We start from the raw sequence: 23,956 nt of genomic DNA on the forward strand, positions 1-23,956 counted from the left end.
AGGGCACGCTCGTGGCCAAGGGAACTTAACAGCGTTAAGGAGATGGCGCTCATGAACACGCATGCGGATGCACCGGCGGACACGGATGTACTGATCGTCGGCGCGGGCCCCACCGGCCTCGCCCTCGGCATCGATCTCGCCCGGCGCGGCGTGGACGCGCTCGTCGTGGAGCGGGCAGATCGGCTCTTCCCCGGCTCACGGGGCAAGGGGATCCAGCCGCGCACGATGGAGGTCTTCGACGACCTCGGCGTGCTCGACGCGATCCGCGCGGCGGGCGGCAGCTATCCGGTCGGGATGATCTGGCAGGACGGCAGGCGGGTCGGCGAGCACCAGATGTTCGACCCGGCGGAGGTCACGGAGGACTCGCCGTACACCGAGCCGTGGATGGTCCCGCAGTGGCGGACGCAGGAGATCCTCTTCGCGCGGCTGACGGAGCTGGGCGGAAAGGTCGCCTTCGGCCGGGAGCTCGTCGGGGTCGCACAGGACGAGGACGGCGTGACGGCCCGCTTCGCGGCGGGCGGGAGCGTCCGCGCGCGGTACGTCGTCGCCGCCGACGGCGGGCGTTCGGCCGTACGGCGGGCCCTCGGCATCGGCATGACCGGCGAGACCGTCGACCCGAACCCGACGCTGGTGGCGGACGTCAGGATCACGGGCCTGGACCGGGACAACTGGCACCTCTTCCCGCCGCGCGGGGAGGGCCAGGACTTCCTCGCGATCTGTCCGCTCGCCGGCACGGAGGACTTCCAGGTCGCGGCCCGGTTCCCCGAGGGGGCGTCGGTGGACGTCTCGGCGGACGGCGTGCGCAAGGCGGTCGCCGCGCGTTCCCACCTCGCGCCGGAAGACGTGACGGAGGTCCGCTGGGCCTCGGACTTCCGGCCGCGCGCGGCGCTGGCGGACCGGTTCCGGGACGGGCGGGTGTTCCTCGCGGGGGACGCCGCGCACATCCACTCGCCGGCCGGCGGGCAGGGCCTCAACACCAGCGTCCAGGACGCCTACAACCTGGGCTGGAAACTGGGCGCGGTGCTGCGGGACGGGGCCGACGCGGCACTCCTCGACACCTACGAGGAGGAACGGCGTCCCATCGCCGCGGACATGCTCGGCCTGTCGACGAGCGTGCACCGCGGCCAGGTGCGCCGCGGCGAGGCGACCCGCCAGCTCGGCCTGGGGTACCGGGAGTCGCCGCTGACCCGGGAGACACGGCCGGCGCCGGGCCCGGTGCGGGCGGGCGATCGCGCGCCGGACGGGACGCTGGGCGGCGTGCGGCTGTTCGACGCGTTCCGGGGACCGCACTGGACGCTGGTCGCGGTGGGCGCGCCGGCACCGGAACTGCCGGAGGCGGTACGGGTGGTCGGCGGGCAGGAGCAGGCGTCGTACGGGAAGGGTCTGCTCCTGGTCCGGCCGGACGGGTATGTGGGGTGGGCGGGCGAGGCGGCCGACGGCCTGACTGCCTACCTGGCGCGCGTCGGCCTCTGATTGCACGAAGAAGGCGACGAGGAAGAGGATCGCCTTGGGGTTGAGGAGGCTGACGACCAAGGCCCGCCGGAATCCCGGATTTCAGCGGGCGGGACGGCGCGGATCAGAAGGCGTCGCTCGGGACGTACGTCCCCCAGATCTCCCGCAGCGCGTTGCACACCTCCCCCACCGTCGCCCGGGCCCGCAGCGCGTCCTTCATCGGGTACAGGACGTTGTCCTCCCCCGCGGCGGCCTTCTTCAGCGCGGCCAGGGCCGAGTCCACCGCGCCCCGGTCGCGCCCCGCGCGCAGCTTCGCGAGGCGCTCCGCCTGCCGGGCCTCGATCGCGGGGTCGACGCGGAGGGGCTCGTACGGCTCCTCCTCGTCGAGCTGGAAGCGGTTGACGCCGACGACGACCCGTTCGGCGGCGTCCGTCTCCTGGGCGATCCGGTACGCGTTTCGCTCGATCTCGCCCTTCTGGAAGCCGTCCTCGATGGCCGCCACCGCGCCGCCGAGGTCCTCGACGCGCTGCATCAGCTCCACCGCTGCCGCCTCGACGTCGTCGGTCATCCGCTCGATGGCGTACGAGCCCGCGAAGGGGTCCACGGTCGCCGTCACGTCCGTCTCGTACGCCAGCACCTGCTGGGTGCGCAGCGCGAGGCGGGCGCTCTTGTCCGTGGGCAGCGCGATCGCCTCGTCGAAGGAGTTGGTGTGCAGGGACTGGGTGCCGCCGAGGACGGCCGCGAGGCCCTGGACCGCCACGCGCACCAGGTTCACCTCCGGCTGCTGGGCCGTCAGCTGGACGCCGGCCGTCTGCGTGTGAAAGCGCAGCATCAGGGACTTGGGGTTCCGCGCGCCGAACTCGTCCCGCATCACCCGGGCCCAGATCCTGCGCGCCGCACGGAACTTGGCGACCTCCTCCAGGATCGTCGTACGGGCCACGAAGAAGAAGGACAGCCGGGGCGCGAAGTCGTCCACGTCCATGCCCGCCGCCACCGCCGTGCGGACGTACTCGATGCCGTCGGCGAGCGTGAAGGCGATCTCCTGCGCGGGGGACGCGCCGGCCTCGGCCATGTGGTAGCCGGAGATCGAGATCGTGTTCCAGCGCGGGATCTCGGCCTGGCAGTACCGGAAGATGTCGGCGATCAGCCGGAGCGAGGGCTTCGGCGGGAAGATGTACGTCCCACGCGCGATGTACTCCTTCAGCACGTCGTTCTGGATCGTGCCGGTGAGCCGGTCCGCCGGGACCCCCTGCTCCTCCGCGACCAGCTGGTACAGCAGAAGCAGCAGCGCGGCCGGCGCGTTGATCGTCATCGACGTCGACACCTGGTCCAGCGGGATCCCGTCGAACAGCACCCGCATGTCGTCGACCGAGTCGATGGCAACGCCCACCTTGCCGACCTCGCCGTGCGCGATCGGCGCGTCGGAGTCGTGGCCCATCTGGGTGGGCAGGTCGAAGGCGACCGACAGGCCGGTCGTGCCGTGGGCGATCAGCTGCCGGTAGCGGGCGTTGGACTCCGTCGCCGTGCCGAAGCCGGCGTACTGGCGCATCGTCCAGGGGCGGCCGGTGTACATCGTGGGGTACACGCCGCGGGTGAAGGGGTACGAGCCCGGCTCCCCCAGCTTCTCGGCCGGGTCCCAGCCGCTCAGCGCGTCCGGCCCGTAAACCGGCTCGATGGGCACTTTGGACTCAGACTCTCGCGCCATGGTGTGGCCTCCGAGCTCGCCGTGGCTGTCGCCCGCCACCGCGGACGGTGGACGGTGTCCTTCACCTCTGTGTCCAACCATGCCGCGTAGTTCGCAACCGGTCACGTGCGGGGAACATCTCAGGTGACACCAGGGCGGTCGGGCGGTCGGGGGTGGCCGCGGTGAGACGACGGGGGCCGGGATGCGTACCAGGGGTATGGGGCGGACACGGGGCAGGGGCACGGGACGAGGGACCGCCGCACTGGCCTGCGGTGCCGCGCTGACCGTGCTGTGCGGCTGCACCGTGCAGGCCTCCGGCGAGGAGGATCGGCGCTCGCCCGTGCACATAGAGCTCCCGAGCGGCACACCGTCCCCGAAGTCGGCGCCTCCCGACGACAAGCCGAGCGCGAAGCCCACGCCCGCGGCACCGGCCGCCGTGCTGTGGTCGCGGGGCGACGAGGGCCGTGACATCCGGGAGCTCCAGGCCCGTCTGCGTCAGATCGCCTGGCTCTTCGACGGGCCGACCGGGACGTACGACGATCTGACGGAGCAGGCGGTCAGGGGCTTCCAGGGCAAGCGGGGGCTGCCGAGAACGGGGAAGACCGACGAGGTCACCTGGGAGCGGCTGCTGAAGATGACGCGCGAGCCCGGCAAGTGGGACCTGTACCTGATGGGCGGCCAGCCGGCCGACGCGCCGGACGCGCGGTGCCTGACCGGCCGGGTGCTGTGCATCAGCAAGTCGAGCCGGACCCTGCGCTGGATGATCGACGGGCGGTCGGTCCTGACCGTGCCCGTACGGTTCGGGTCGCAGTACACACCGACCCGGGAAGGTGTGTTCAGCGTCTACTGGAAGTCACGGCACCATGTGTCGACGCTCTATGACTCACCGATGCCGTACGCGATGTTCTTCAGCGGGGGCCAGGCGGTGCACTACTCGTCCGACTTCGCTGCCACGGGCTACGCCGGCGCCTCGCACGGCTGTGTCAACGTCCGGGACGAGCGGGCGATCGCGGAGATGTTCGCGCAGGTGGGGACCGGCGACAAGGTCGTCGTCCACTGGTGAGGCGCGGGAGGTGGGTGTGGGGCGCGGGCGGGACCGGGGGAACGTGTCCCGCCCGCGCCGATGCACGAGCCGTAGGTACGGGGGGAACCCCGGCTCTGTGCGACGGCCGATGACCAGTCGGCTCACTCACATCAGCGCCATGGCGGCCGAAAGTGTCACTCCGGCGGCGAAGAATTTTCAACTAATCACAAAACTGCAGGTCAGCGACTTGTTACGGAAGTGAGGGCACGGCCCGGCAGAAGGGCCGCCGTCCGCGCCACCACAGTGGACGTGGCCGCTACGGCGCCTTGCGTGCGGTGGCCGTCACGGCCGCCGTCACGGTCACGGCCGCGGTGACCGTGGTGGTCACGGTCGTCGTCGCCGTCCCGGCCGCCCCAGCCGTCGCCACCCGAACCGGCACGGTCACCCTCGTCGTCGTCGCTGTCCCGGTCCCGGTTCCTGTCCCGTTCCCGGTCCCGGTCGCGGTCCCCGTCCTTGCCGCTGCCCGACTTGCCCCAGGTGCCGTCGCCGACGGCACCGAGGACGCCCCGGCAGTACTTCCGCACGCGCTCGGAGCCACCCGCCGCGCTCTCCAGGGCACGGCGGCGGTCGCTCGACAGTTCCTTGCCGTCGCGCAGGTCGCGGCAGTACGCCGTGACGACCTTCCACCAGCCGCGGGCGGCCTTGTCCCGGCCGGGGGCGGATCCGCGGTCCGGGGCGGGACCGCCGGGTTCGGCGCCCTCGGTGGTGCCCGGGTCGGTGGGGGCCTGCGAGTCGTCGTCGGGCGTGGGTCCGCCCCGCACACCGCCCTCCGGCGAGGGCGAGAAGAGCGGGCGTTCCGGCGGTGCCGGTGCCGAGACCGTGGCGGCCGGGCGGCCCCCTTCGTCTCCGACGAACGGCGATGTCAGGACTCCGGTTCCGGCCGCGACCGCGACTCCGCCGACCATGCCGACGGCCAGCGCGGCGGCGAGACCGAGCCGTACGGGGCGGGCCCAGCGGGGTCGGCGGGGGCGGCAGACACCGTTGTCGGCGCCACCGATGCGGACCAGTCCGACGTCGACGGGCCCTGCGCCGGGGGCGTCGGAGACCTCGGAGGCACCGGATGCGGAACTGTGGCCGACGGTCGCGGACGCGGGGTCCCGGCCCGCGCGCGCCGCGCGGAACGCCGCCAACGCTGCGGCCTCTCCCGGGAGTTCCGCGCTGCTCAGCGCGGGTTCGGCGGTCAGCGCCTCAAGCGTCTTGGCGAGGCGTTCGGCCTGGTCTCGGTCGGCCGGGTCGACAGCTTCCAGTGACTCTCCGCCCAGCAAACGATCCGCCGTTTCGCGGTCCAGCCACCTGTACTGCTCGTCGGCCATCACACATCCTTCTGCGTACGCGCACGCATATGCGTCACACTCGCAGACGTCACCGCACGGTCGCGGGTTCCTCGCTGGGGAGGCAGGGCGTCGAGCACCCCGGCCGATTCCGGATCGTCGCCGAGCAGCTCGGCGAGCCGCTTCAGACCCCGGTGCGCGGCGGTTCGTACGGCACCCGGACGCTTGCCCAGCGTCTGAGCGGCCGTCTTGGCGTCGAGCCCCACGACCACGCGCAGGACGACGGCCTCGGCCTGGTCCTGCGGCAGGCGGGCGATGAGGGAGAGGGTGCCGTCGGTGGCCAGGGCCTCCATGGCCTCGCCCGCCGTGTCGGACTCGGCAGCCTTCCCGGTCAGCTCCGTCTCGTCGCCGCCGATCGCGGGGCGGCGGCCGCGCATGCGTATGTGGTCCAGCGCGCGGTTACGGGCTATCCGCGCGGCCCAGCCACGGAAGCGGTCCGCGTCCCCGCTGAAGCGCTCCAGGTCACGCGCTATCTGCAGCCACGCCTCAGACGCGACGTCCTCGGCGTCCGGGTCGCCGACCAGCGTCCGTACGTACCCGAGCAGCCGCGGGTGCACAGCGCGGTACACAGTCCGGAACGCGCTCTCGTCCCCGTCCTGTGCCGCAAGCACCGCGGCGGTCAGCTCCGCGTCGTCCCCCAGCACTGCGCCCCTTTTGCGCCTCAGCCGGTGCCGCTGTCGCGGACCGGTTCTCGCCGTCGTGGTTCCTCAGTTGATTGCGGTTCTGGAACCGCAGGTGGTTGCGGTGGTCGTACACCTTCCGCGTCCGGCGCGAAAGGCACGTTACGGCCTGAAAGCGCTGCTCGTCCATGTCCGTACAACGTGCAACTACCCCGGAATCCGCGATGTGTCCGCACGGGTGTGACAGAAAACGCAGTCATGACGCTGTAGAAGGTACGGGCCGCCGCGCGGCCCGTACCGCGCGACGGCCGGGGCCTCTCCTGTGGGGGGTGGCGGCCCCGGTCGTCTCGCGCCCTGGCCCCGCCCCGCTACCGGACGTCGACAACGAGGTAGCCGCCGCGGACTTCGCTGACCCACTGGTCGTGCTCCGCACCAGACACCAGGCTTACGTCGCGCACTTCATGATCCGTACCCTGAAGACGGCCGAGCCCGGTCCGGACCCGAAGCCGGACGCCCTGGAGGAAGTTCTGGTGTTGAGCGGGGATGCAGCCGTACTCGACGACCCAGTGGGCGAGTCGCTGCGCGGCCACCACTCAGGCCTGGCCCGCCGGCTCGGCCGTGCCGCCACCTACCTGCCGGACATCGCGACCTTCTCGGCGGTGTCCCCCGCCGCGGACCCGGCGGACTGGGCCGACCTCGCCCGGCTGCTCGGCCGAGGCGGGTTCGCCGACCTGTTCAGCTGCCCGGCGGTCCCGCCGCCGGACTGGGAGCCGGTCTTCGTCCTCGAAGGCCGGCAGATGATCCGGCCCGGCAGCGACCGGCCCACGGCCCGTACCGCGATCGACGCCGGCGTGGTCGAACTCGGTGCGTCCGACGTACCGGAGATGCTCGACCTCGTGGCACGGACGCAACCGGGACCGTTACGGCCGCGCACCCGCGAACTCGGCACCTACCTCGGCATCCGGGCGGGCGGCAAGCTGGTGGCCATGGCCGGCGAGCGGCTACGGCCTCCGGGGTGGACCGAGATCAGCGCCGTCTGCACAGCGCCCGAGGCACGCGGGCAAGGCCACGCTCACCGCCTGGTGAGCGCCCTGGCCGCACGCATCCTGTCCCGGGACGAACGCCCCTTCCTGCACGTGGCCGACACGAACACCGCCGCGATCGCACTCTACGAACGGCTCGGCTTCGAAAGCCGCATGCAGGTGACCTTTCGCGGGTTCCGCACGCCGTAGGGGTTTCGAACCAGGTCTCCAGCTTGTCCGTCTCGCGTTTCAGCCGCGGGAGATGGCTCGCTGAAAGGTCCGGCGGGCGGACTCAGTCCTTGGTGTCGGCCTTACCGGCCTTGTCGGCCTTCTCGGCGATCCTGCCGCCCTCGCCCTCGCCCTTGTCGCCCGAGCCCGGGACCGGGGCCTGACCCTGGCCGGTGGTGCCGCCCCCGTCGTCCTTGTTCCTGGGCCCGTTCGTCGGCCCGCTCTTCGCCCCCGCCAACTGCTCGACGCAGTACGCGGCCACCCTGTCCGCACCGCCCGCCGCCACGACGAGCCGCTGCCAGGCCGTCGAGTCCAGGGCGTTGCCGCGCTCCTCGACCTGGTCGTACGCGCGGCACTCGGCCTCGGTGTCCTGGGCGGTGGTCGGGTGGGCGGGCTTGGCGGAGGCGACGCCGGGCGCCGCGGAGCGGTGCGCGGCGGCCGGCCCGTCGGAGGCGCCGGCCGCCGGGGTGGGCCTGGCCCTGTCCTCGCCGGGGGCCTCCGAGGAGCCGGACGAGCCGATCGCGGCGACCGCCACGCCGCCCAGCGTGAGGCTCGCGACGAACAGGGAGAGCGTGGTCTTCACCGACAGCGCCAGCCGACGCCGCTCGCACGGCCGCCAGTCGTCCCGGCGCCGGGTGCGTGCCCGGTGTGCCCCCGCGGCGCGGGCGGCGCGGAACGCGGCCACGGCACGCTGCTCGCCCTCGGTGTCCACGCGATGCCCGCGCAGTACGGCGGCGGAGAGCAGCGCCTCCAGCTCGGCGTCGTCGAGGGCCACTGCCGGGCCGGAGCCGTGACCCCGGGCCCGGTCGTCAGGGTGCGCACGCCGACGGCCGGATTCTCCGCCGCCGCTCTGCCGTTCACCCATGTCCGTCTTCCCGTCCCTGTCCGACCTGCTTGGTTGGGCTTCGCCACCCTTTGGCTGCGCAGCCGCTGCGACCTGCGTGGCTGCTGTGGCTGCGTTGCTGTTGTGACTCACGAGCTTCTAGAGCCTGTACGTCCGTCACGCCCCGTACGACTCACCGCGCCCGCCGCCTCGCCTCATCGAAGCGCCGTGGCGACCTGGCGCCGTACCGCCATGTCGCCGTGGTGCCATGTCGCCGTGGTGCCGATGCGCGAAGCACCCCGGCGCCGCCCGTCAGCCGCCGACACCCTCACTGTTCATTTCGATTCCCCCAGCGTCCGAGGGCCGTCATCCGTCACACCTGCGACGCCCAGCTGCTCGGCCAGGCGCTTCAGCCCCCGGTACGCGGCCGTCCGGACCGCGCCGGGGCGCTTGCCGAGGACGCGTGCGGCGGCCGGGGCGTCGAGGCCGACGACGACCCGGAGCAGTACTGCCTCGGCCTGGTCCTTCGGCAGCCCGCGGACCAGTCGCAGGGCGTGCTCGGTGGAGATCGACTCCAGGGCCTGGTCGTGCGTGTTCTGCGGACCGGGCAGGTCCAGTACGTCGTGCTCCAGCGCCGACGACCGGGGCCGTACCTTCTGCCGGCGCAGATGATCCAGCGCCCGGTGCCGGCCGATGGTCGCGGTCCAGCCCCGGAACCCGGCGCCGTCGCCCCTGAACCGGCCGAGGTCCCGGGCGATCTCCAGCCAGGCGTCGGACGCCACGTCCTCCGCGTCGTCCCCGACCAGCCCGCGCAGGTACCCGAGCAGTCCCGGCTGCACCAGCCGGTACGCGACCGCGAAGGCGGCCTCGTCACCTTCCTGAGCCCGCGCGACGGCCGCGCTCAACTCCCCGTCGTGCGCGTGTCCGCGGCGGGGTTCCCCTCCCTGGCCCAAGAACTGTCCTCGTCCGTACCGGTTCGCGGCGGATTCGCACCCCGCGGTGCGGCCACCCTTGCCCACGCCCCTCCACGGTCAACAGCGCCCGGCCTCACAGAAGTGTCACAGGGGCCGTACACGTGGCTGGCCGCTACAACCATTGCCGCTCACCGGAAGTCAGAGTCGCCGCGACCTGCGCACAGCCCCGTCACAGGGATGGCATACGATGCGCGCGATCCACATAAAGTTCGCATAAAGGGATGTAACGTCATGTCAGTTCGTAGTCCTTTTCGCTCTCTTCGCGGCATATCCTCCGTCGTCGCCCTGCTCGCGATCGGCGCTGTGGGGTGCTCGGACGTCTCGGATGCCGTCGACAGTGCCCAGGACGGCGCGAAGAAGGTGGCCCGCCAGAGATCGGTGTTCTCGCTGAGCGTCGGGGACTGCTACAACCCGAACAACAAGGGCGAAGGCACGGAGATCCTCGTCGAGATCGTGCCCTGCGCCGAGGCGCACACGGGTCAGGTCGTCGGCGACTTCAAGATCGACGAAGGGTCGAAGTACCCCGGCGACGACGCGATCGCCGCCATCGCCGACGAGCGATGCCCGGCCGAGGCCGGGAGGTTCGCCCCGGACACCTGGGCGCTCCCCAAGGGCGTCGCCCTCCTGCACTACACCCCGACCAGGGAGAGCTGGGCGACCGGCGACCGCGCCGTGAGCTGCAGTTACACCAAGGAGTCGGGCACCTTCACCGGCGCGCTGAACGCGAAGTCCCTCAAGCCCGAGCAGACCGCGTACCTGAACGGTTCGAACGGCGTCTACGACGCGCTCTGGGCCAACCAGTCCGAGAAGGACACCGTCGAGGCGGACTTCGCCGGCTACAAGGCGCAGGCCAAGGCCGTGGCGGCCGCCCTCGACGCGCATGTGAAGGGCATGAAGGACATCGACGGCGCGGAGGTCGGCAAGCTGCGCGCCGACCTGACCAAGACGGCCGAGCAGTGGAGGAAGGCCGCGAGCGCCGCCGACACGGACACGTTCTACATCGCCTACGACTCGGCCTTCACCGGCATCGACCCGAAGAAGTCGGTCGCCGCCCGCAAGGAACTGGGCCTGGCCACCACCGTCCCGGCCGACGAGGCCGAGGTCTGGGCGAGCTGACGCCCCCTCGGACCCGGCCGGGGCCCCGCCCGTTCACGCAGCCCCGGCCGGGCCACCGCCACTTCCTCGCCTACCGCTGTACGGCGTCCCGGCACAGCAACCGCAGCGACCCGTCGCCGGCGAAGCACCGCCGCGCCTCGTCGATCGGGTCCCACAGCCGCCCATCGGGCGTACGGATCCAGTGGTCGCCGCCCGTCGCCCACCACTCGGCGCCGGCCTGACGGGCGATCACCTCACCGGCGTACGCGCCGAGACCGCGCAGCGTGTTCTCCACGGCGGGATACGGCGTCCGCTCCCGGCGCAGCTCCTCGATCATCCGGTCGACCCGCCACAGGCTCTGCGCCGAGTAGTCGAGTCGCAGCCGCGCCCCCTCGCGCATCGTCGCCACCGCGTCCGCCGCCCACCGCACCGGTCTGGTTGCGGCTGCGGGCCTGGTTTCCTGCTGAGTCGTCACACCCTGGAAAGCGTGCCTGAACTGGGATTCGTCACCCGGATCCGGCGACTTCCCGGGACCGGTGCAGGACCGCCCCAGCTCGCTCCCACGACAGTCACACGACTCCCCCAGGAACGAGGTTTACCCGGGAGTGACGCTTTGCCGCTCCCGTGCGCTCCAGTCACTGATGAGCCTGTACTTCCATCTCCGAGCGGTGCCGCCTCCCGCACTGCGCAACAGCGCGACCTGGTTCCAGCGCCTGTTCGAGGACGACTGGGACACCGTGCGCCGACGTCTCGACCGGCACCTCGAGGAGATGCTGGACCAGCGGTACGCCGACCAGCACGCCCTCTACGCGGGGCAGGCGCAGGACGGGCCCCAGGCCGACGTGGTCCTGGGCGGCCGGCCGGTGACCCACCCGGTGCCGGAACACCCGCCGTTCCTGATCCTCACCGCGGCACAGGTCACCCGCGTGGCCGACTACCTCGGATCGACCGGCTTCGAGACACTGTGGCGCACACTGCGGGCCACAGCCCCTCCCGATCCGGAAGTGCACGCCATCCTCGCTGCGGCCCACCGCGACCTGACGGCCTTCTACACCCGAACCGCGGAGTACGGCGACGCGGTGGTGAAGTGCCTCCTGCGATGAAGGCAAGAGTCCTGCAACGCCCCAAGGGGCGCGGGGAACTGCGCGACAAGCCCCCACGCACCCGCACCCGCACCCGCACCCGCCCGACAACCCCCCGAGGCACCCCCTCAGGCGCCCGGCACCACCCGCGGAGCTATCCGCGGAGCGTCCGCGCACGCCGGGAGACCACCGCCCGCAACACCCGCCGCCCCTCCGTCGACACCTCCAGCGCCCGGCGCAACCCGCTCGCGCCATGCCCGGCCAGGATCTCCAGGACGCTGATCTGGCGGCGCAGTTCGGCGGCGACGAGCGGCGACATGCCCTGTGCGCGGCCCTCGGCAGTGGTCCCCTCCGCCCGGGCCGAGCCGATCGCCTCGGGGAGGGCGCCGGCCGAGGACGCGTCGTCCTCCGCGGGGTCGAGGAGCCGGTGGATCTGCAGCGAGGCGACGGAGCAGGCGTCGGCCCAGATCCGTGCCTCGGCGGCGGACCGTACGACCGGGGCCGCGGCCAGCATCCGCCGGGCGAGCAGGGCGGCCTCGTCCTCGACGTCCGCGTCGTCCATGACGTCGGCGACGCCCAGCTTCCCGCGTACCTGCTCCAGCAGTTCACCCCACGCGGCGGAGTCCCCGCCGTCCGCGAGGTTGGCCCACAGGGGCCGCAGCACCTCGTCGTCACCGCCGAGCAGCGGCACGCACCGATCCAAACAAGCCAACCCGCTGGCGGCCAGTCCGCGTTCGTCGGCCTGAGCGATCAATTCCACCAGGCTCATCCACGCCTCCCTAAGCGGGTCATTCCTGAGGGTCGGTGTCCCCGCACAGAACCCTGGCGGGCACCGTCCTTTACGGAGCCCGCACTTCCCCTTACTGCGCGCAACGGCCCGGGAGTGTCACAGCGGCACGACGCCGAGCCGGTCGAGCAACCGGAAGAAGAGGTTTTCGGCCATTGGGTCCGCATCAGCGGTGAGTACGTCCACGAGGGACTCGGCGTTCACCTCGTGCCCGGCCTCGGCGGCCCAGGCGACGGCCCGCTCGGCCGCGTCCGGGGGTTCGAGGAAGTAGTCCTCCAGCGTGAGCCCCTCGCTTCCGGCGCCGAGATACCCGGCCATCGCGCCCCGCGCCAGACAGGTCGTCCACGCCCCGCTCTCCGGCGCCGCCGCCTCCACCACCACGCAGTCGCTGTCCATGACGTAGCCGAAGAGCGCGGGCGCCCCGGTCTCCAGGGCCAGGGCGTTCATGCTCCCGACGTCGGCGCCGCTGCTCGGGTACTCCCACACCTGCCACCCGCCGGGCGCCTGGGCCCGCAGGGTCATCCCCTCGGCGCCCGCCAGCGCGTCCAGCTCCGCCAGCGGCCGCTCCCCGCGGCCCACGACGAAGTACCCCCAGTACCCCATTTAGGTTCCCCCTGGTCGTTCGGTACGGCTCGGGCCGAATACACCACAGTCGCACGGGGGTTCGCAGCCGTATCGGCCAAATCCGCGGCTCAGTCCAGCCGGTCGGCGAGCGCCCTGAACTCGGCCCAGGACAGTTCCGGCGCACCCGCGTCCCACAGCTTCTGCACCGTCGCCCGCAGCGGCATCCGGATTCCGGCCGCGACCTGCGCCTGCGTCTGCGAGTTCGCCAGATCGCACCACACGGCGAAGGACCCGCCGAGGATCTGGTCGTCGTACTTGGCCGGCACGGCCGTCGTGCCGCGCAGGACCCGCGGTGTCCACTGCTCGTAGATCCGCTGCCCCGTCGGATAGACGAAGGTCTGCGGCTCCCCGAGCACGTAGTAGAGGAACTCGTCGTTGTAGTTGATGACCTTCCGGCCCGTGCTCAGGTACTCGACCGGCGCCCGGGCGCCGATCTCCTTGCCCGTCCAGTACGCCACCTGGATGTCCTTGTCCGGCTGGACGGAGGTGTCCCGGAAGAAGCCGTCGTTCCACGCCCGCGGCGTGCGGTCGTCGGCGCGGACGGTGGCGGCGCGGCCGTTGAGCCACCCGGTGGCGAGGTCGGCGACGGTGGCGCCGGAGCCGTAGGCCTTGCGGGCGGCGGCGGCGAGCTGCGGGTAGGACGCCTCGGGGTTCGAGACGACCAGCGCCTGGTACTCGTCGCCGCCGAGGTGCCACTGGTTGCCGGGGAAGAGACCGGCGTACTCGTTGAGCAGGTCGTCGACGATCTCGGCGGACTCGGGCTTGGAGATGTCGATGGCACCCCGGGTCGCCACGCCGTTGACATTGCGCAGCTGAAGATCGGGGTGCGCGGCGATGACCGCGCCCAGATGCCCCGGCGAGTCGATCTCGGGCACGATCTGGATGTGCCGGCTCTGGGCCAGCTTGACGATCTTCTGGACCTGCGCCTTGGTCAGGTGCTGCTGGGACACGATCTCGGGATGCGACGTGGACTCGATGCGGAAACCCTGGTCGTCGGAGAAGTGCAGCCCCAGCTGGTTGTACTTCAGGTCGCCGAGCTCCCGCACCCGGTCCTCGATCCAGTCCGCGGTGAAGTACTTGCGGGCCATGTCGAGCATGAACCCGCGCACCGGCTTGGCGGGCTCGTCCCGCACGACGCCCTCCGGCGCCGTACCCCCGTCGTGGACCTCCTGCTTGAGCGTCCGGGTCCCGTAGAAGACCCCCGCCTCACCGGGCCCGCTGATGGTCACCCGCCCGCCGCGCACGGTCATGGCGTACGACTCCGGGTCCGCACCCTCGTCGTCGTTCAGGGCCAGCCGCACATCCCCGGCCTGCACGTCGTCCTTCTCGCCGGCGTACTTCAGTCCCAGCTCACCGGCGATGAGCCGGCCCTCGTCGGCCAGGTCCGCGTCGCTCACGACGACCCGCTCACCCTGCGCCGGACGCCAGCCGGGCCCACGGGCGGCGGTGTGGGAGTTCACGGACGGGATGGTGCTGGGGGCCTTCGAGAGCGGATACGACCGGGTTGGCGTAGGAGTCGGAGCCGCCCCTCTCGGGGCGGAGGGCGAGGCGGCCTCGCCGGTGCCCGGCCCCGACCGCCGCTGCTGCTCCGACCGGGCCGACGATCCGTCGTCACCGGTGGCCAGGAGTCCGATGCCCACTCCGGCCCCGACCGTCACGAGGACCACCGCGACGATCAGCACCCACGTCTGCTTCAGCGCCCTCCTGGCCGATGCCCGGCGCCTGTGCTTGTGCTGGCTCACATCGCCAACCTAGGCCCTTTGGGCTGGGTCCGCCGTCCGACGGGCCGTCCAGCGAGCGTTCCGAAACTCTCCCGTTCGACTGAAATTCGGGCATCCGTCGGACACCTCACGTCCACACTCGGTAACGTGGCGCCACTCCTCCCCCAAAATCTTCTGTCGAAACCACGTGACGCCCACACACCTTCCTGGCCGAGTCGCCATACCGTCGCTGCCCGAGCAGACCCGCACTCCACCGTCCGCAGACACGCTGGAGGCGTTCAACGCTGCCCCCGCCGACGAGGTCCTGCACACCCTCCTGACCTGCCTGCACAGCCCCCGCTGGGCCGACCGCCTCGCCGACCACCGCCCGTACCCCGACGTCGACTCCCTGTTGGCCGCGTCCGACGAGGCGGCGTACGACCTGACTCCGGCCGATCTGGCGGAGGCCCTGGCAGGAGAAACGTTGCCCGTGCTGCCGGAGGGTGTGTACGGAGCGGCCCATACGGCACTCAGCGCCGCACATGCCGCATACGAGGCGAAATTCGGCCACGCGTTCGTGATCTGCGTGGACAACCTGTCGCCGAACGAGGCCCTGGACCAGGTACTGGCAGGAATCCGGTCACGTTTGGCGAACGATCCGGAGGAGGAGCGGGTCGTCGCGGCAGAGGAACTGCGCCGCCTGGCGAAGGGGCGGTTGCTGCATTCCCTCAGGGGCGCGGGGCTGTAGTCGACGTACCGCCAGGGCCGCGCGGGCGCGCGACCAGCCCCAACGGCCCCGCACTCGGCTGATAACCGAATGTTCCATCCCATTGGCCGCCAATACCCCATCCGCGTGCCACTTTGATCACATACCCAGCCCCCCGCTCAGCCGCGCGGCCCCACGTGGATACGATGCTGAGGGCCGGTGGACCGTACCCGGCCGGGCCCGACCGACAGCACAAGCCGGCGCGGCCCCAATCCCCGCTCCCGGAGGAACTTCCGTGCCGGCTGGAACGCTGTACCGCGGCCGGGAAGGAATGTGGTCCTGGGTGGCTCATCGAGTCACCGGCGTCCTCATTTTCTTCTTCCTGTTCGTTCACGTGCTGGACACCGCTCTCGTCCGCGTCTCTCCCGAGGACTACGACAAGGTCGTAGCCACGTACAAGACCCCGATCGTCGCGCTGCTGGAGTACGGCCTCGTGGCCGCCATCCTCTTCCACGCGCTCAATGGCCTGCGCGTCATCGCCGTCGACTTCTGGTCGAAGGGCGCTCGCTACCAGAAGCAGATGCTCTGGTCCGTCGTCGGCCTGTGGGTCGTGCTGATGCTCGGGGCGATCTACCCCGTCCTCGGCCACGCCGCTCGTGAACTGTTCGGGAGCTGACGCGTATGTCCACCACTGAGAAGACCGCCACGGGTATCGGCCCGGTCGAGGGCGAGTCCCTCTACAACGTCGACAACCCGGCCCCCTACATCGAGGCCCCGCGCCAGCGCACCAAGAAGACCCCGAAGTCCACTCGGGGCAACTTCGAGATGGCGGCCTGGCTGTTCATGCGCCTGTCCGGCGTCGTGCTGGTCGTCCTGGTCATCGGCCACCTGCTGATCCAGCTCGTGCTGGACGGCGGCGTGTCCAAGATCGGCTTCGCGTTCGTCGCGGGCCGCTGGGCGTCCCCGTTCTGGCAGGCCTGGGACCTGCTGATGCTGTGGCTCGCGATGCTGCACGGCGCCAACGGCCTGCGCACGGTCATCAACGACTACGCGGAGCGCGCGAACACCCGGCTGTGGCTGAAGGGCCTGCTCTACACCGCCACGGTGTTCACCATCCTGCTGGGCACGCTGGTGATCTTCACCTTCGACCCGAACATCCGCTAGGCACGGGGCTGAGGCAAACACCATGAAGATCCACAAGTACGACACCGTCATCGTCGGCGCCGGTGGCGCCGGTATGCGCGCGGCCATCGAGTCGACGAAGCGCAGCCGTACCGCCGTGCTGACGAAGCTCTACCCGACCCGCTCCCACACGGGCGCCGCGCAGGGCGGCATGGCCGCCGCGCTGGCCAACGTGGAGGAGGACAACTGGGAGTGGCACACCTTCGACACGGTCAAGGGCGGTGACTACCTGGTCGACCAGGACGCCGCCGAGATCCTGGCGAAGGAGGCCATCGACTCGGTCCTCGACCTGGAGAAGATGGGCCTGCCGTTCAACCGCACCCCGAACGGCACCATCGACCAGCGCCGCTTCGGCGGTCACAGCCGTAACCACGGCGAGGCCCCGGTTCGCCGGTCCTGCTACGCGGCCGACCGCACCGGCCACATGATCCTCCAGACGCTGTACCAGAACTGCGTCAAGGAGGGCGTGGAGTTCTTCAACGAGTTCTACGTCCTCGACCAGCTGATCACCGAGGTGGACGGCGTCAAGAGGTCCGCCGGTGTGGTCGCCTACGAACTGGCGACCGGCGAGATCCACGTCTTCCAGGCGAAGGCCGTGATCTACGCGTCCGGCGGCACCGGCAAGTTCTTCAAGGTGACGTCGAACGCGCACACGCTGACCGGCGACGGCCAGGCGGCCGTGTACCGCCGGGGTCTGCCGCTGGAGGACATGGAGTTCTTCCAGTTCCACCCGACCGGCATCTGGCGCATGGGCATCCTGCTGACGGAGGGCGCCCGTGGTGAGGGCGGCATCCTCCGCAACAAGGACGGCGAGCGCTTCATGGAGAAGTACGCGCCGGTCATGAAGGACCTCGCGTCCCGAGACGTCGTCTCGCGCTCCATCTACACGGAGATCCGCGAGGGCCGTGGCTGCGGTCCCGAGGGCGACCACGTCTTCCTGGACCTCACGCACCTCCCGCCGGAGCAGCTGGACGCGAAGCTGCCCGACATCACGGAGTTCGCGCGCACGTACCTCGGTATCGAGCCCTACACGGACCCGATCCCGATCCAGCCCACCGCGCACTACGCGATGGGCGGCATCCCGACGAACGTCGAGGGTGAGGTCCTGAGCGACAACACGACGGTGGTCCCGGGCCTGTACGCGGCCGGCGAGGTCGCCTGCGTGTCCGTCCACGGCGCGAACCGGCTGGGCACGAACAGCCTCCTGGACATCAACGTGTTCGGCCGCCGGGCCGGCATCGCCGCGGCGGAGTACAGCCAGACGGCGGACTACGTCGAGCTGCCGGAGAACCCGGCGGAGCTGGTGATCGACCAGGTGGAGAACCTGCGCACCTCCACCGGCACCGAGCGGGTGGCCACGCTCCGCAAGGAGCTGCAGGAGACCATGGACGCCAACGTCATGGTGTTCCGGACCGAGCAGACGATCAAGACGGCGGTCGAGAAGATCGCGGAGCTGCGCGAGCGCTACAAGAACGTCTCGATCCAGGACAAGGGCAAGCGGTTCAACACGGACCTGCTGGAGGCCATCGAGCTCGGCAACCTCCTGGACCTCGCCGAGGTCATGGCGGTTTCGGCCCTGGCCCGCAAGGAGTCCCGCGGCGGTCACTACCGCGAGGACTACCCGAACCGCGACGACGTCAACTTCATGCGCCACACCATGGCGTACCGCGAGGTCGGCGACGACGGCACGGAGTCCATTCGTCTCGACTACAAGCCGGTCGTCCAGACCCGCTACCAGCCGATGGAGCGTAAGTACTGATGGCAACCCCCGTTATGGACAAGGTCGAGGCGGAGTCCGCGGACTCCCCGTACATCACGGTCACGTTCCGGGTCCGCCGCTTCAACCCGGAAGTCTCCGCAGAGGCTGTGTGGGAAGACTTCGAGCTGGAGATCGACCCGAAGGAGCGCGTCCTCGACGGCCTCCACAAGATCAAGTGGGACATCGACGGCACGCTGACCTTCCGTCGCTCGTGCGCCCACGGCATCTGCGGCTCGGACGCGATGCGGATCAACGGCAAGAACCGCCTTGCCTGCAAGACGCTGATCAAGGACATCAACCCCGAGAAGCCGATCACGGTCGAGCCCATCAAGGGCCTGACGGTCCTGAAGGACCTCGTGGTCGACATGGAGCCGTTCTTCCAGGCGTACCGCGACGTCATGCCCTTCCTCATCACGAAGGACACGAACGAGCCGACGCGCGAGCGCTTCCAGACGGCGGAGGACCGGGAACGCTTCGACGACACGACGAAGTGCATCCTCTGCGCCGCCTGCACGTCCTCGTGCCCGGTCTTCTGGAACGACGGCCAGTACTTCGGCCCCGCCGCCATCGTCAACGCGCACCGCTTCATCTTCGACTCGCGCGACGAGGCCGGCGAGCAGCGCCTGGAGATCCTCAACGACAAGGACGGCGTGTGGCGCTGCCGCACGACGTTCAACTGCACGGACGCGTGCCCGCGCGGCATTGAGGTCACGAAGGCGATCGCGGAGGTCAAGAAGGCGCTGATCACTCGGCGCTTCTGACCCTCCCAGGTCCACATCAGGGCCCTGTTTCCGTCACTTCGGGAACGGGGCCCTCTGGTGTTTTGGCTGGTTCCCGCTCCTACGGAGGGAGGCATTCCGCCACCAGACTCCTGTCGAACGTTCCGACCACGGGTGTTGGAGAAGGCGGGGGCACGTGTCAACACCACTCGACGGTTTGACGCCCGACTGGCAGCGCCCTACTCCGCTGGGCTACGGGCAAGGCGCCAAGGAAGCCCAGTTCGTCGCTGCTCCTCTGCTGGCGGCAGCCGCCCTCGGCCTGGCGGGAGTCGTGGCGGGAGCGAAGGACGACCTGTTCCTCCTCTCGGGCCCGACCCTCCTCGTCCTCGTGCTCTCGGCCATGGCACTGATCTTCAGCATCCAACTTGCCTATCACGCGAGGAAGTTCCTCTACTCCCGCCAGGATGTCGAGGACTGGTGCGACCTGGAGGACGCCGATCAGCAGACTCTGAGGGAACTGCGCATCGGTCAGTTCAACGATTTCCGCACCTGGAGGAAGTACAACAACAAGGCCAACCGCTACTTCAACGCGGGGACCGTGCTGCTGGCGTTCGGTGTCGCCGCGGCCCTGGCCCCCGGTGACGACAGCACTCAGCGGCCCTGGCGCTGGTTCGCGGCGGCCATCGTGCTGGGCTGCGCCGTCGGAGAGATCTACTGGCAACGAAAACTCAAGCGCGCCGTGGATGAACGAGCCCGGCAAAGCGCCGGCGCAGTCGGGCAAGGAGGCCCTCAATGACGATGCACGCCATGGAGCTCCCCGGTTACCAGCCCCACACGACGACCTGCGGCTACTGCCAGGGGGACCTCGGACTCGTACGTCGCCCCGTGCCCCTCCGGAATGCCTGGAAAGAGGCGTTGAAAGCCGGTCCTGACGCGATCAAGGCCCATCAGACCGAGCACAACGCCGATGCCGGCATGCGACACAAGACCGGTTGCCCCTTCCGCGAACTGCCCCCGGCGGTACATGACTTGTGCGAAACGTGGGAGCAGCTGCTGCGCGCCAGGAAGGATCTGGACGACGCACTTGGCAGGGACGGCAGCCCGACCGAACCGGACGACGCATGACGCCCGGGATCTACGCCCCGGTGGGTTTCCCGTTGTCCTGAGCCTCGGCCGAACGGCCCGACGCGTCCGGATGTTCGTATCCTCGGCCCTCCGGGGCCATCCCGGCGAACAGGTCCGACAGGTCGGAGAACACTTCCGCCTCACTCGCCCGGTCCGCAGGCAGCGGGTAGTGAAGCGCCTCCAGCAAGTCGAAGCGGTGCAGGTCGTACACGATGTGCATGAGGCCCGAGTAGCCCTGCGCCACCGTCACCGCGCCCTTGTAGGCCACGCCCGCCATGAGCAGACCGACGCCGCACAGCCACCAGACGGACGGCTCGTCGTACAGGGCAAACGCGCTCGCCCCGGTGAGCGCGAGGAACGACCAGCACAGGTTGACCGCGGTGTCGAGCGCGTCGCGGCCCGAGCGGAGCACCTCGGCCAGGCGGTCGGAGACTTGCGGGTAGATGCGCGGCCAGGAGGAGAGTGTCGTCAGGCCGTAGCGTTCTCCTGCGGTCAGCTCCCCGGAGCGCAATGCATTGCCCAGTGCCGTGGGCAGCAGAGCTTCGACCGGTGGGCGTGCGGCGAGTCGGCGCCGGGCATCTGCCCGCACCCGCACGTGCCGCGATCCGTCCGCCACCTCGTGGGCCCGCCTGCGCAATGCCTCCCACCGCCGACGCTGCACCCGGGCCAGCGCTTCTGCGAGCCCTGCCGTGAGAGACCACCGGTCCCAATAGCCCTCCAGAACGCGCACCGCCCGCACCTGAAACGGCTGTAGCAAGAGACCGAGCAGGGCGGAGCAGACGACGACCGTCGAGATCACGCCGAGGATCGCCGTCGGCCGCTGCGGCCACACGGCCTCCCAGTCGCTCCGCCCGGAAAAGCTCCCCGCCCGCATCAGCGCAAGCACCCCGGCAACGAACAGCGCGCACGGCGCAAAGTGCACCGCCAGCACCCGTCGCACGAAGCCCGCCCTCCCCATACGCCGCTTGAGCGCTGTTCAGTATGGGGGGCGGGCGTGCGCGGAGCGGAGAAGGGGTGCCGCTACAGCTGGCTCAGGATCGTCGGGTCCGTGATCTCCGTGTCGGCCGCCAGCATCATCGCCTTGCTCAGGATCATCGCCAGCATCCGGTCCCCCTCGTACGGCAGGTAACCCGCCTGCGGCGCCGAAGGGTTGGACTTCGGGACGATGCAGAGGTACTGGTCGTTCGGGGTTCTGAGGATGTTGCCCGAGCCGAGGTGGATCTTGTACGTGTGGCGGTCGCCCTTCACGTGCAGGAAGCGGCCCTCGATCGCGCAGCGGTCGGCGATGGCCAGTCTCGGGACCAGGCGTTCCAGCAGGGCCCGGCGAGTCTCGGCGCTCGCGCCCAGTTCGCCGAAGCCGTAAGACGTCCAGTACTCGCGGAAGCGGCCGCCGGGGCCGCCGTCCTGCCAGGCCGGGTCGTTGCCGACGCTCGCCACGCCGACGAACAGGTCGACGTCGCGCAGGACTTCTGAGAGGACCAGGGGCGGGACGTCGGTAAGGGGCAGCGGGTCGACCGGGTCCGCGCCGTCGCGCAGCCACATGCGGTACTCGCCGCCGTCGCAGTGCGCCCAGTTCTGCGGGGCGTCGATCGGGTAGAAGCGGACCTGGTCGGTGCGCAGGCGCAGGAAGCTGCCGGAGTCGGTGATGTCCTCGTAGTTCTCGCCGCCGTCGCCCTCGATCCAGTACTCGGCGCGCAGCCCCCACTGCGGCAGCTCCCGGACGGCCGGCGGCGCCTCGTCGTCGACGGCCAGGCGCAGCTTGTTGTTCCAGCCGCGGATCGCCGCCAGCGAGTGGAACTGGTGCTGGCGAAGGAAGTGCGCGGCGAAGCGGTTGGAGTAAGTCCCCGTCGCGCGCTCGGCGTCCGTGAGCAGGTACACCTCGCGGTGGGCCTGCTTGAAGGGCTGGGTGATGCCGTGCCGCTCCAGCCAGTCCCGCCAGGCGACGATCTCGGCGGGCTCGTGGCCGACCGGGTGCCAGAGCTCGACGCGGCTGCCCCCGGTCACCGGTGCGTCGGCCAGGGTCCGCAGCTCGCCGTCGGTGTACCCGACGGTCGTGCCGTCGACCGTCCAGAGCAGGCGACGGGCGAGCGTGCCGACCAGGGGGTGGTCGAGGTAGCGCTCGCGCCAGGCGGCGTACGGCCAGGTGCGGCGGGACAGGAACTGGCGGTCCAGGCGCTCGCTCTGGGCCGACAGCATCTTGTCGATGTCCTTGACCGCGGCCTTCAGCTCCTTGAGCTCCTCGGCATGGTCGCGGCGTACGGCGGCGGGGGCGCTCTTGACGGCCTTGCCGCCCGCGTTGTGCCAGCTCAACACCGCCTTGGCGCCACGGACTTCGAGCAGCGCCGTGACCTCACCGAGCCGGTGCTCCGCGCGGCCCACCTCCGTCAGGCCGTACCCCGGTACGGCCAGTTCCTCGATCTCCTCCCGGCTCAGGCCCATCGCCTCCGCGCGGGCGTCCAGAGCGGTGTTGAGGACCTTGAGCGTGCCCTTGAAGGTGACGCGGCCGGCCAGGCGGGCGAGTTCGGCGAGGGCCGGCTCGTCGTCGATGCGGCCCAGCGCGATGACGGCGGCGTTGGCGACCTTGGGGTTCACCGGTCCGAGGCCTGCGACCTTGCGCAGGGCGGTCTCGACGAGAGCGCCCAGGGTGCGGGCGGTCTCCGGGTGTGCCGGCAGGAGGGAGAGCAGCCAGGCGAGGCCACGCAGGGCGTCGGCGTTGTACGGGTCGTAGGTGGCGTTGGGATTCGGGCCGTAGCGCGGTTCGAGCAGGAGGCCGGTGCGCGGCCTGCCCGCAAGCCGCAGCCAGGACAGCAGCCGCTCCCGCACCGCGTCGGCATCGAGTGCCGCGATCAGGGCCCGGCCGGTCCGGTCCCACTTCGCGGACGGGCGGGCGCTGGTCGCCGTGGCCGCGTGGGCGAGCAGTCGCCGCCAGTCGCCGCCGAGCTCGGCCACCTCCGCGAGGGCCCGGTCGGACCATGTCTCGCCCGGATTCACCGGCGGGCCGTCGAGCCGCGCGACCAGGTCCCCCAGGCTCTTCTTGCCCTTCCACACCGTCAGATACGAGCGGCGGATCACGGCGACGAACTCGCCGGACAGCTCCCGCGCGTCGGCGAGTTCCTGATCGGCGAGCCGGACCAGCCCGCCCGGGTCGTGATGCACGTCCTGGTCGGCGATCAGGCCGATCAGCGCGGCGCGCGTGGCGGGCGGCTGTCCCTCGGCGGCGGCCCGCAGCATCCGGAAGCTGTTGAGCAGGTCCACGATGTGGCGGCGCCCGACCGCGCCGGGCTCCAGCTCGTGGTACCGGGCGGCCAGCCCGTGCAGGAGCCGCGCCTGGAAGGTGGTGTCCGCGGCATAGACGGCTTCGGCGACGTTGTGGCCGTCGCGGCGCCACTTGCCGTCGGTCATCTCGAAAAGCCCGAGCAGTTCGGGGACGAGCCGCTCGGCGTCCTCGGCCTCGATGAGGTCGAGGGCCTCGCCGACCAGCGCCGCGTGTTCCGGCGTCGAAGCGACCATCAGCCACCCACCAGCGCCACGAGCTTCAGGAACGTGATCTCGGTGCCTAGCCCGAGCTCGATCTCGTCGTCGAGCTCGGTGACCTGACGGTCGCCGACCAGCACAAGGAATCCATTGCCGGCGAAGGCCTTGAGCGCCTGCTCGGTCTGGGCTTCGGGGTCTGTCCGGCGGCGGGTGCGCACCGCGTAGCCGTTCAGCACGCGCTCCGTGTCCTGCGGCTGCACCAGGCCCTGGAAGACCTCCGGCGTGCGCGCGTTGTACTCGGCGACCTCCTGGAACACCCGGCGCCGGATCAACTCGCGCACGGTGAGCCGCTCCTCGGCGATCTCGAGCCCCCAGCCGTCGCTGCGGCCCCCGCTTGTCGTCTCGTCGACGAACGTCACGATTCCCATGACGACGACAGTACGAGCCGGCACTGACAATCACCGGTTCCGGCCGATCATCGCCTT

Annotated in this window: 24 protein-coding genes and 1 pseudogene; 12 read left to right on the forward strand and 13 right to left on the reverse strand. The window is 70.8% G+C overall.

Annotated features, from left to right (window positions below):
• The first annotated feature begins 51 nt into the window (after positions 1–51).
• Positions 52–1,473 (forward strand): FAD-dependent oxidoreductase, encoded by a 1,422-nt coding sequence (locus tag OG331_RS20130; protein ID WP_406198149.1) that lies wholly within the window; start codon positions 52–54, stop codon positions 1,471–1,473.
• Here the strand turns inward: OG331_RS20130 and OG331_RS20135 are convergent.
• Positions 1,474–1,545 (reverse strand): annotated as a pseudogene (locus OG331_RS20135) (LysE family transporter); the annotation flags it as partial.
• A gap of 31 nt (positions 1,546–1,576) precedes the next feature.
• Positions 1,577–3,157, reverse strand: coding sequence for a methylmalonyl-CoA mutase (locus OG331_RS20140; protein WP_406198152.1), 1,581 nt, complete (start codon positions 3,155–3,157; stop codon positions 1,577–1,579).
• A gap of 181 nt (positions 3,158–3,338) precedes the next feature.
• On the opposite strand from OG331_RS20140, the gene OG331_RS20145 reads away from it, so the two are divergent.
• Positions 3,339–4,199, forward strand: a complete 861-nt coding sequence (locus OG331_RS20145; protein WP_406198154.1) for a L,D-transpeptidase family protein — start codon at positions 3,339–3,341, stop codon at positions 4,197–4,199.
• A 200-nt stretch (positions 4,200–4,399) separates the two neighbouring features.
• Here OG331_RS20145 and OG331_RS20150 read toward each other — a convergent pair whose 3' ends face one another.
• Together OG331_RS20150 and OG331_RS20155 are read right to left on the reverse strand one after the other, a co-directional pair.
• Positions 4,400–5,533 (reverse strand): hypothetical protein, encoded by a 1,134-nt coding sequence (locus OG331_RS20150; RefSeq protein WP_406198156.1) that lies wholly within the window; start codon positions 5,531–5,533, stop codon positions 4,400–4,402.
• Positions 5,533–6,195 (reverse strand): RNA polymerase sigma factor, encoded by a 663-nt coding sequence (locus OG331_RS20155; protein ID WP_362385093.1) that lies wholly within the window; start codon positions 6,193–6,195, stop codon positions 5,533–5,535. Before OG331_RS20155 ends, OG331_RS20150 begins: the two co-directional genes overlap by 1 nt.
• Before the next feature lie 398 nt (positions 6,196–6,593).
• On the opposite strand from OG331_RS20155, the gene OG331_RS20160 reads away from it, so the two are divergent.
• Positions 6,594–7,403, forward strand: a complete 810-nt coding sequence (locus OG331_RS20160; protein ID WP_406198159.1) for a GNAT family N-acetyltransferase — start codon at positions 6,594–6,596, stop codon at positions 7,401–7,403.
• Positions 7,404–7,485: 82 nt separating this feature from the next.
• Here the strand turns inward: OG331_RS20160 and OG331_RS20165 are convergent, their stop codons facing one another.
• Complete coding sequence (locus tag OG331_RS20165) at positions 7,486–8,286, reverse strand: hypothetical protein (RefSeq protein WP_406198161.1); 801 nt, start codon at positions 8,284–8,286, stop codon at positions 7,486–7,488.
• Positions 8,287–8,579: 293 nt separating this feature from the next.
• Positions 8,580–9,197 (reverse strand): RNA polymerase sigma factor, encoded by a 618-nt coding sequence (locus OG331_RS20170; RefSeq protein WP_362385090.1) that lies wholly within the window; start codon positions 9,195–9,197, stop codon positions 8,580–8,582.
• 252 nt (positions 9,198–9,449) lie between these two features.
• Here OG331_RS20170 and OG331_RS20175 point away from each other — a divergent pair, with 252 nt between their 5' ends.
• Positions 9,450–10,334, forward strand: a complete 885-nt coding sequence (locus OG331_RS20175) for a septum formation family protein (protein WP_406198163.1) — start codon at positions 9,450–9,452, stop codon at positions 10,332–10,334.
• Positions 10,335–10,404: 70 nt separating this feature from the next.
• Here the strand turns inward: OG331_RS20175 and OG331_RS20180 are convergent, their stop codons facing one another.
• Positions 10,405–10,788, reverse strand: coding sequence for a hypothetical protein (locus tag OG331_RS20180; protein ID WP_406198165.1), 384 nt, complete (start codon positions 10,786–10,788; stop codon positions 10,405–10,407).
• A 166-nt stretch (positions 10,789–10,954) separates the two neighbouring features.
• Between OG331_RS20180 and OG331_RS20185 the strand changes: the two genes are divergently transcribed.
• Entirely contained in the window at positions 10,955–11,416 is a 462-nt protein-coding gene (locus OG331_RS20185; protein ID WP_406198167.1) for a DUF1877 family protein, read from the forward strand.
• A 133-nt stretch (positions 11,417–11,549) separates the two neighbouring features.
• On the opposite strand, the gene OG331_RS20190 is transcribed toward OG331_RS20185, so the two are convergent.
• The 3 genes from OG331_RS20190 to OG331_RS20200 all read right to left on the reverse strand — a co-directional run bounded on the left by OG331_RS20190 (position 11,550) and on the right by OG331_RS20200 (position 14,488).
• Positions 11,550–12,164, reverse strand: coding sequence for a hypothetical protein (locus tag OG331_RS20190; protein WP_406198169.1), 615 nt, complete (start codon positions 12,162–12,164; stop codon positions 11,550–11,552).
• 117 nt (positions 12,165–12,281) lie between these two features.
• Positions 12,282–12,785, reverse strand: a complete 504-nt coding sequence (locus tag OG331_RS20195; RefSeq protein WP_383237259.1) for a hypothetical protein — start codon at positions 12,783–12,785, stop codon at positions 12,282–12,284.
• Positions 12,786–12,874: 89 nt separating this feature from the next.
• A complete protein-coding gene (locus OG331_RS20200; protein WP_406210156.1) occupies positions 12,875–14,488 on the reverse strand; it encodes a beta-N-acetylhexosaminidase in 1,614 nt (537 codons plus the stop codon).
• A gap of 226 nt (positions 14,489–14,714) precedes the next feature.
• Here OG331_RS20200 and OG331_RS20205 point away from each other — a divergent pair, with 226 nt between their 5' ends.
• From OG331_RS20205 to OG331_RS20235, 7 genes are all read left to right on the forward strand, one after another.
• Complete coding sequence (locus OG331_RS20205; RefSeq protein WP_406198172.1) at positions 14,715–15,254, forward strand: 2-oxo-4-hydroxy-4-carboxy-5-ureidoimidazoline decarboxylase; 540 nt, start codon at positions 14,715–14,717, stop codon at positions 15,252–15,254.
• A gap of 253 nt (positions 15,255–15,507) precedes the next feature.
• On the forward strand, positions 15,508–15,888 hold the full coding sequence (gene sdhC / locus OG331_RS20210) for a succinate dehydrogenase, cytochrome b556 subunit (RefSeq protein WP_328879756.1): 381 nt from the start codon (positions 15,508–15,510) through the stop codon (positions 15,886–15,888).
• A 5-nt stretch (positions 15,889–15,893) separates the two neighbouring features.
• On the forward strand, positions 15,894–16,376 hold the full coding sequence (locus OG331_RS20215) for a succinate dehydrogenase hydrophobic membrane anchor subunit (RefSeq protein ID WP_406198175.1): 483 nt from the start codon (positions 15,894–15,896) through the stop codon (positions 16,374–16,376).
• Positions 16,377–16,398: 22 nt separating this feature from the next.
• Entirely contained in the window at positions 16,399–18,153 is a 1,755-nt protein-coding gene (sdhA, locus tag OG331_RS20220; RefSeq protein ID WP_406198177.1) for a succinate dehydrogenase flavoprotein subunit, read from the forward strand.
• Positions 18,153–18,914, forward strand: coding sequence for a succinate dehydrogenase iron-sulfur subunit (locus OG331_RS20225; RefSeq protein ID WP_406198179.1), 762 nt, complete (start codon positions 18,153–18,155; stop codon positions 18,912–18,914). Before sdhA ends, OG331_RS20225 begins: the two co-directional genes overlap by 1 nt.
• A 175-nt stretch (positions 18,915–19,089) precedes the next feature.
• Positions 19,090–19,668, forward strand: coding sequence for a hypothetical protein (locus tag OG331_RS20230; RefSeq protein ID WP_406198181.1), 579 nt, complete (start codon positions 19,090–19,092; stop codon positions 19,666–19,668).
• Entirely contained in the window at positions 19,665–19,997 is a 333-nt protein-coding gene (locus OG331_RS20235) for a hypothetical protein (RefSeq protein ID WP_406198183.1), read from the forward strand. Before OG331_RS20230 ends, OG331_RS20235 begins: the two co-directional genes overlap by 4 nt.
• 10 nt (positions 19,998–20,007) lie before the next feature.
• On the opposite strand, the gene OG331_RS20240 is transcribed toward OG331_RS20235, so the two are convergent.
• The 3 genes from OG331_RS20240 to OG331_RS20250 all read right to left on the reverse strand — a co-directional run bounded on the left by OG331_RS20240 (position 20,008) and on the right by OG331_RS20250 (position 23,899).
• Positions 20,008–20,937 carry a hypothetical protein gene (locus tag OG331_RS20240; RefSeq protein ID WP_406198185.1) on the reverse strand — a complete coding sequence of 310 codons (930 nt, stop codon included), beginning with the start codon at positions 20,935–20,937 and terminating at the stop codon, positions 20,008–20,010.
• A gap of 80 nt (positions 20,938–21,017) precedes the next feature.
• The gene (locus tag OG331_RS20245) at positions 21,018–23,507 is read right to left on the reverse strand and encodes a DUF4132 domain-containing protein (RefSeq protein ID WP_406198188.1); all 2,490 of its coding nucleotides are present in this window, start codon (positions 23,505–23,507) and stop codon (positions 21,018–21,020) included.
• Positions 23,507–23,899 carry a hypothetical protein gene (locus tag OG331_RS20250; RefSeq protein WP_406198190.1) on the reverse strand — a complete coding sequence of 131 codons (393 nt, stop codon included), beginning with the start codon at positions 23,897–23,899 and terminating at the stop codon, positions 23,507–23,509. The genes OG331_RS20245 and OG331_RS20250 overlap by 1 nt, the downstream gene beginning before the upstream one ends.
• Positions 23,900–23,956 lie beyond the last annotated feature (57 nt).

Source organism: Streptomyces sp. NBC_01017 (assembly GCF_045162795.1).
GTDB lineage: Bacteria > Actinomycetota > Actinomycetes > Streptomycetales > Streptomycetaceae > Streptomyces > Streptomyces machairae.

Bases quoted from the DNA above. Each gene is read 5' to 3' on its own strand.
- OG331_RS20175 (WP_406198163.1), top strand. From the start codon at position 9,450: ATGTCAGTTCGTAGTCCTTTTCGCTCTCTTCGCGGCATATCCTCCGTC.
- OG331_RS20215 (WP_406198175.1), top strand. From the start codon at position 15,894: ATGTCCACCACTGAGAAGACCGCCACGGGTATCGGCCCGGTCGAGGGC.
- OG331_RS20190 (WP_406198169.1), bottom strand. From the start codon at position 12,164: ATGAGCCTGGTGGAATTGATCGCTCAGGCCGACGAACGCGGACTGGCC.
- OG331_RS20130 (WP_406198149.1), top strand. From the start codon at position 52: ATGAACACGCATGCGGATGCACCGGCGGACACGGATGTACTGATCGTC.
- OG331_RS20185 (WP_406198167.1), top strand. From the start codon at position 10,955: ATGAGCCTGTACTTCCATCTCCGAGCGGTGCCGCCTCCCGCACTGCGC.
- OG331_RS20195 (WP_383237259.1), bottom strand. From the start codon at position 12,785: ATGGGGTACTGGGGGTACTTCGTCGTGGGCCGCGGGGAGCGGCCGCTG.
- OG331_RS20165 (WP_406198161.1), bottom strand. From the start codon at position 8,286: ATGGGTGAACGGCAGAGCGGCGGCGGAGAATCCGGCCGTCGGCGTGCG.
- OG331_RS20150 (WP_406198156.1), bottom strand. From the start codon at position 5,533: ATGGCCGACGAGCAGTACAGGTGGCTGGACCGCGAAACGGCGGATCGT.
- OG331_RS20235 (WP_406198183.1), top strand. From the start codon at position 19,665: ATGACGATGCACGCCATGGAGCTCCCCGGTTACCAGCCCCACACGACG.
- OG331_RS20145 (WP_406198154.1), top strand. From the start codon at position 3,339: ATGCGTACCAGGGGTATGGGGCGGACACGGGGCAGGGGCACGGGACGA.
- OG331_RS20140 (WP_406198152.1), bottom strand. From the start codon at position 3,157: ATGGCGCGAGAGTCTGAGTCCAAAGTGCCCATCGAGCCGGTTTACGGG.
- sdhA (WP_406198177.1), top strand. From the start codon at position 16,399: ATGAAGATCCACAAGTACGACACCGTCATCGTCGGCGCCGGTGGCGCC.
- OG331_RS20250 (WP_406198190.1), bottom strand. From the start codon at position 23,899: ATGGGAATCGTGACGTTCGTCGACGAGACGACAAGCGGGGGCCGCAGC.
- OG331_RS20225 (WP_406198179.1), top strand. From the start codon at position 18,153: ATGGCAACCCCCGTTATGGACAAGGTCGAGGCGGAGTCCGCGGACTCC.
- OG331_RS20245 (WP_406198188.1), bottom strand. From the start codon at position 23,507: ATGGTCGCTTCGACGCCGGAACACGCGGCGCTGGTCGGCGAGGCCCTC.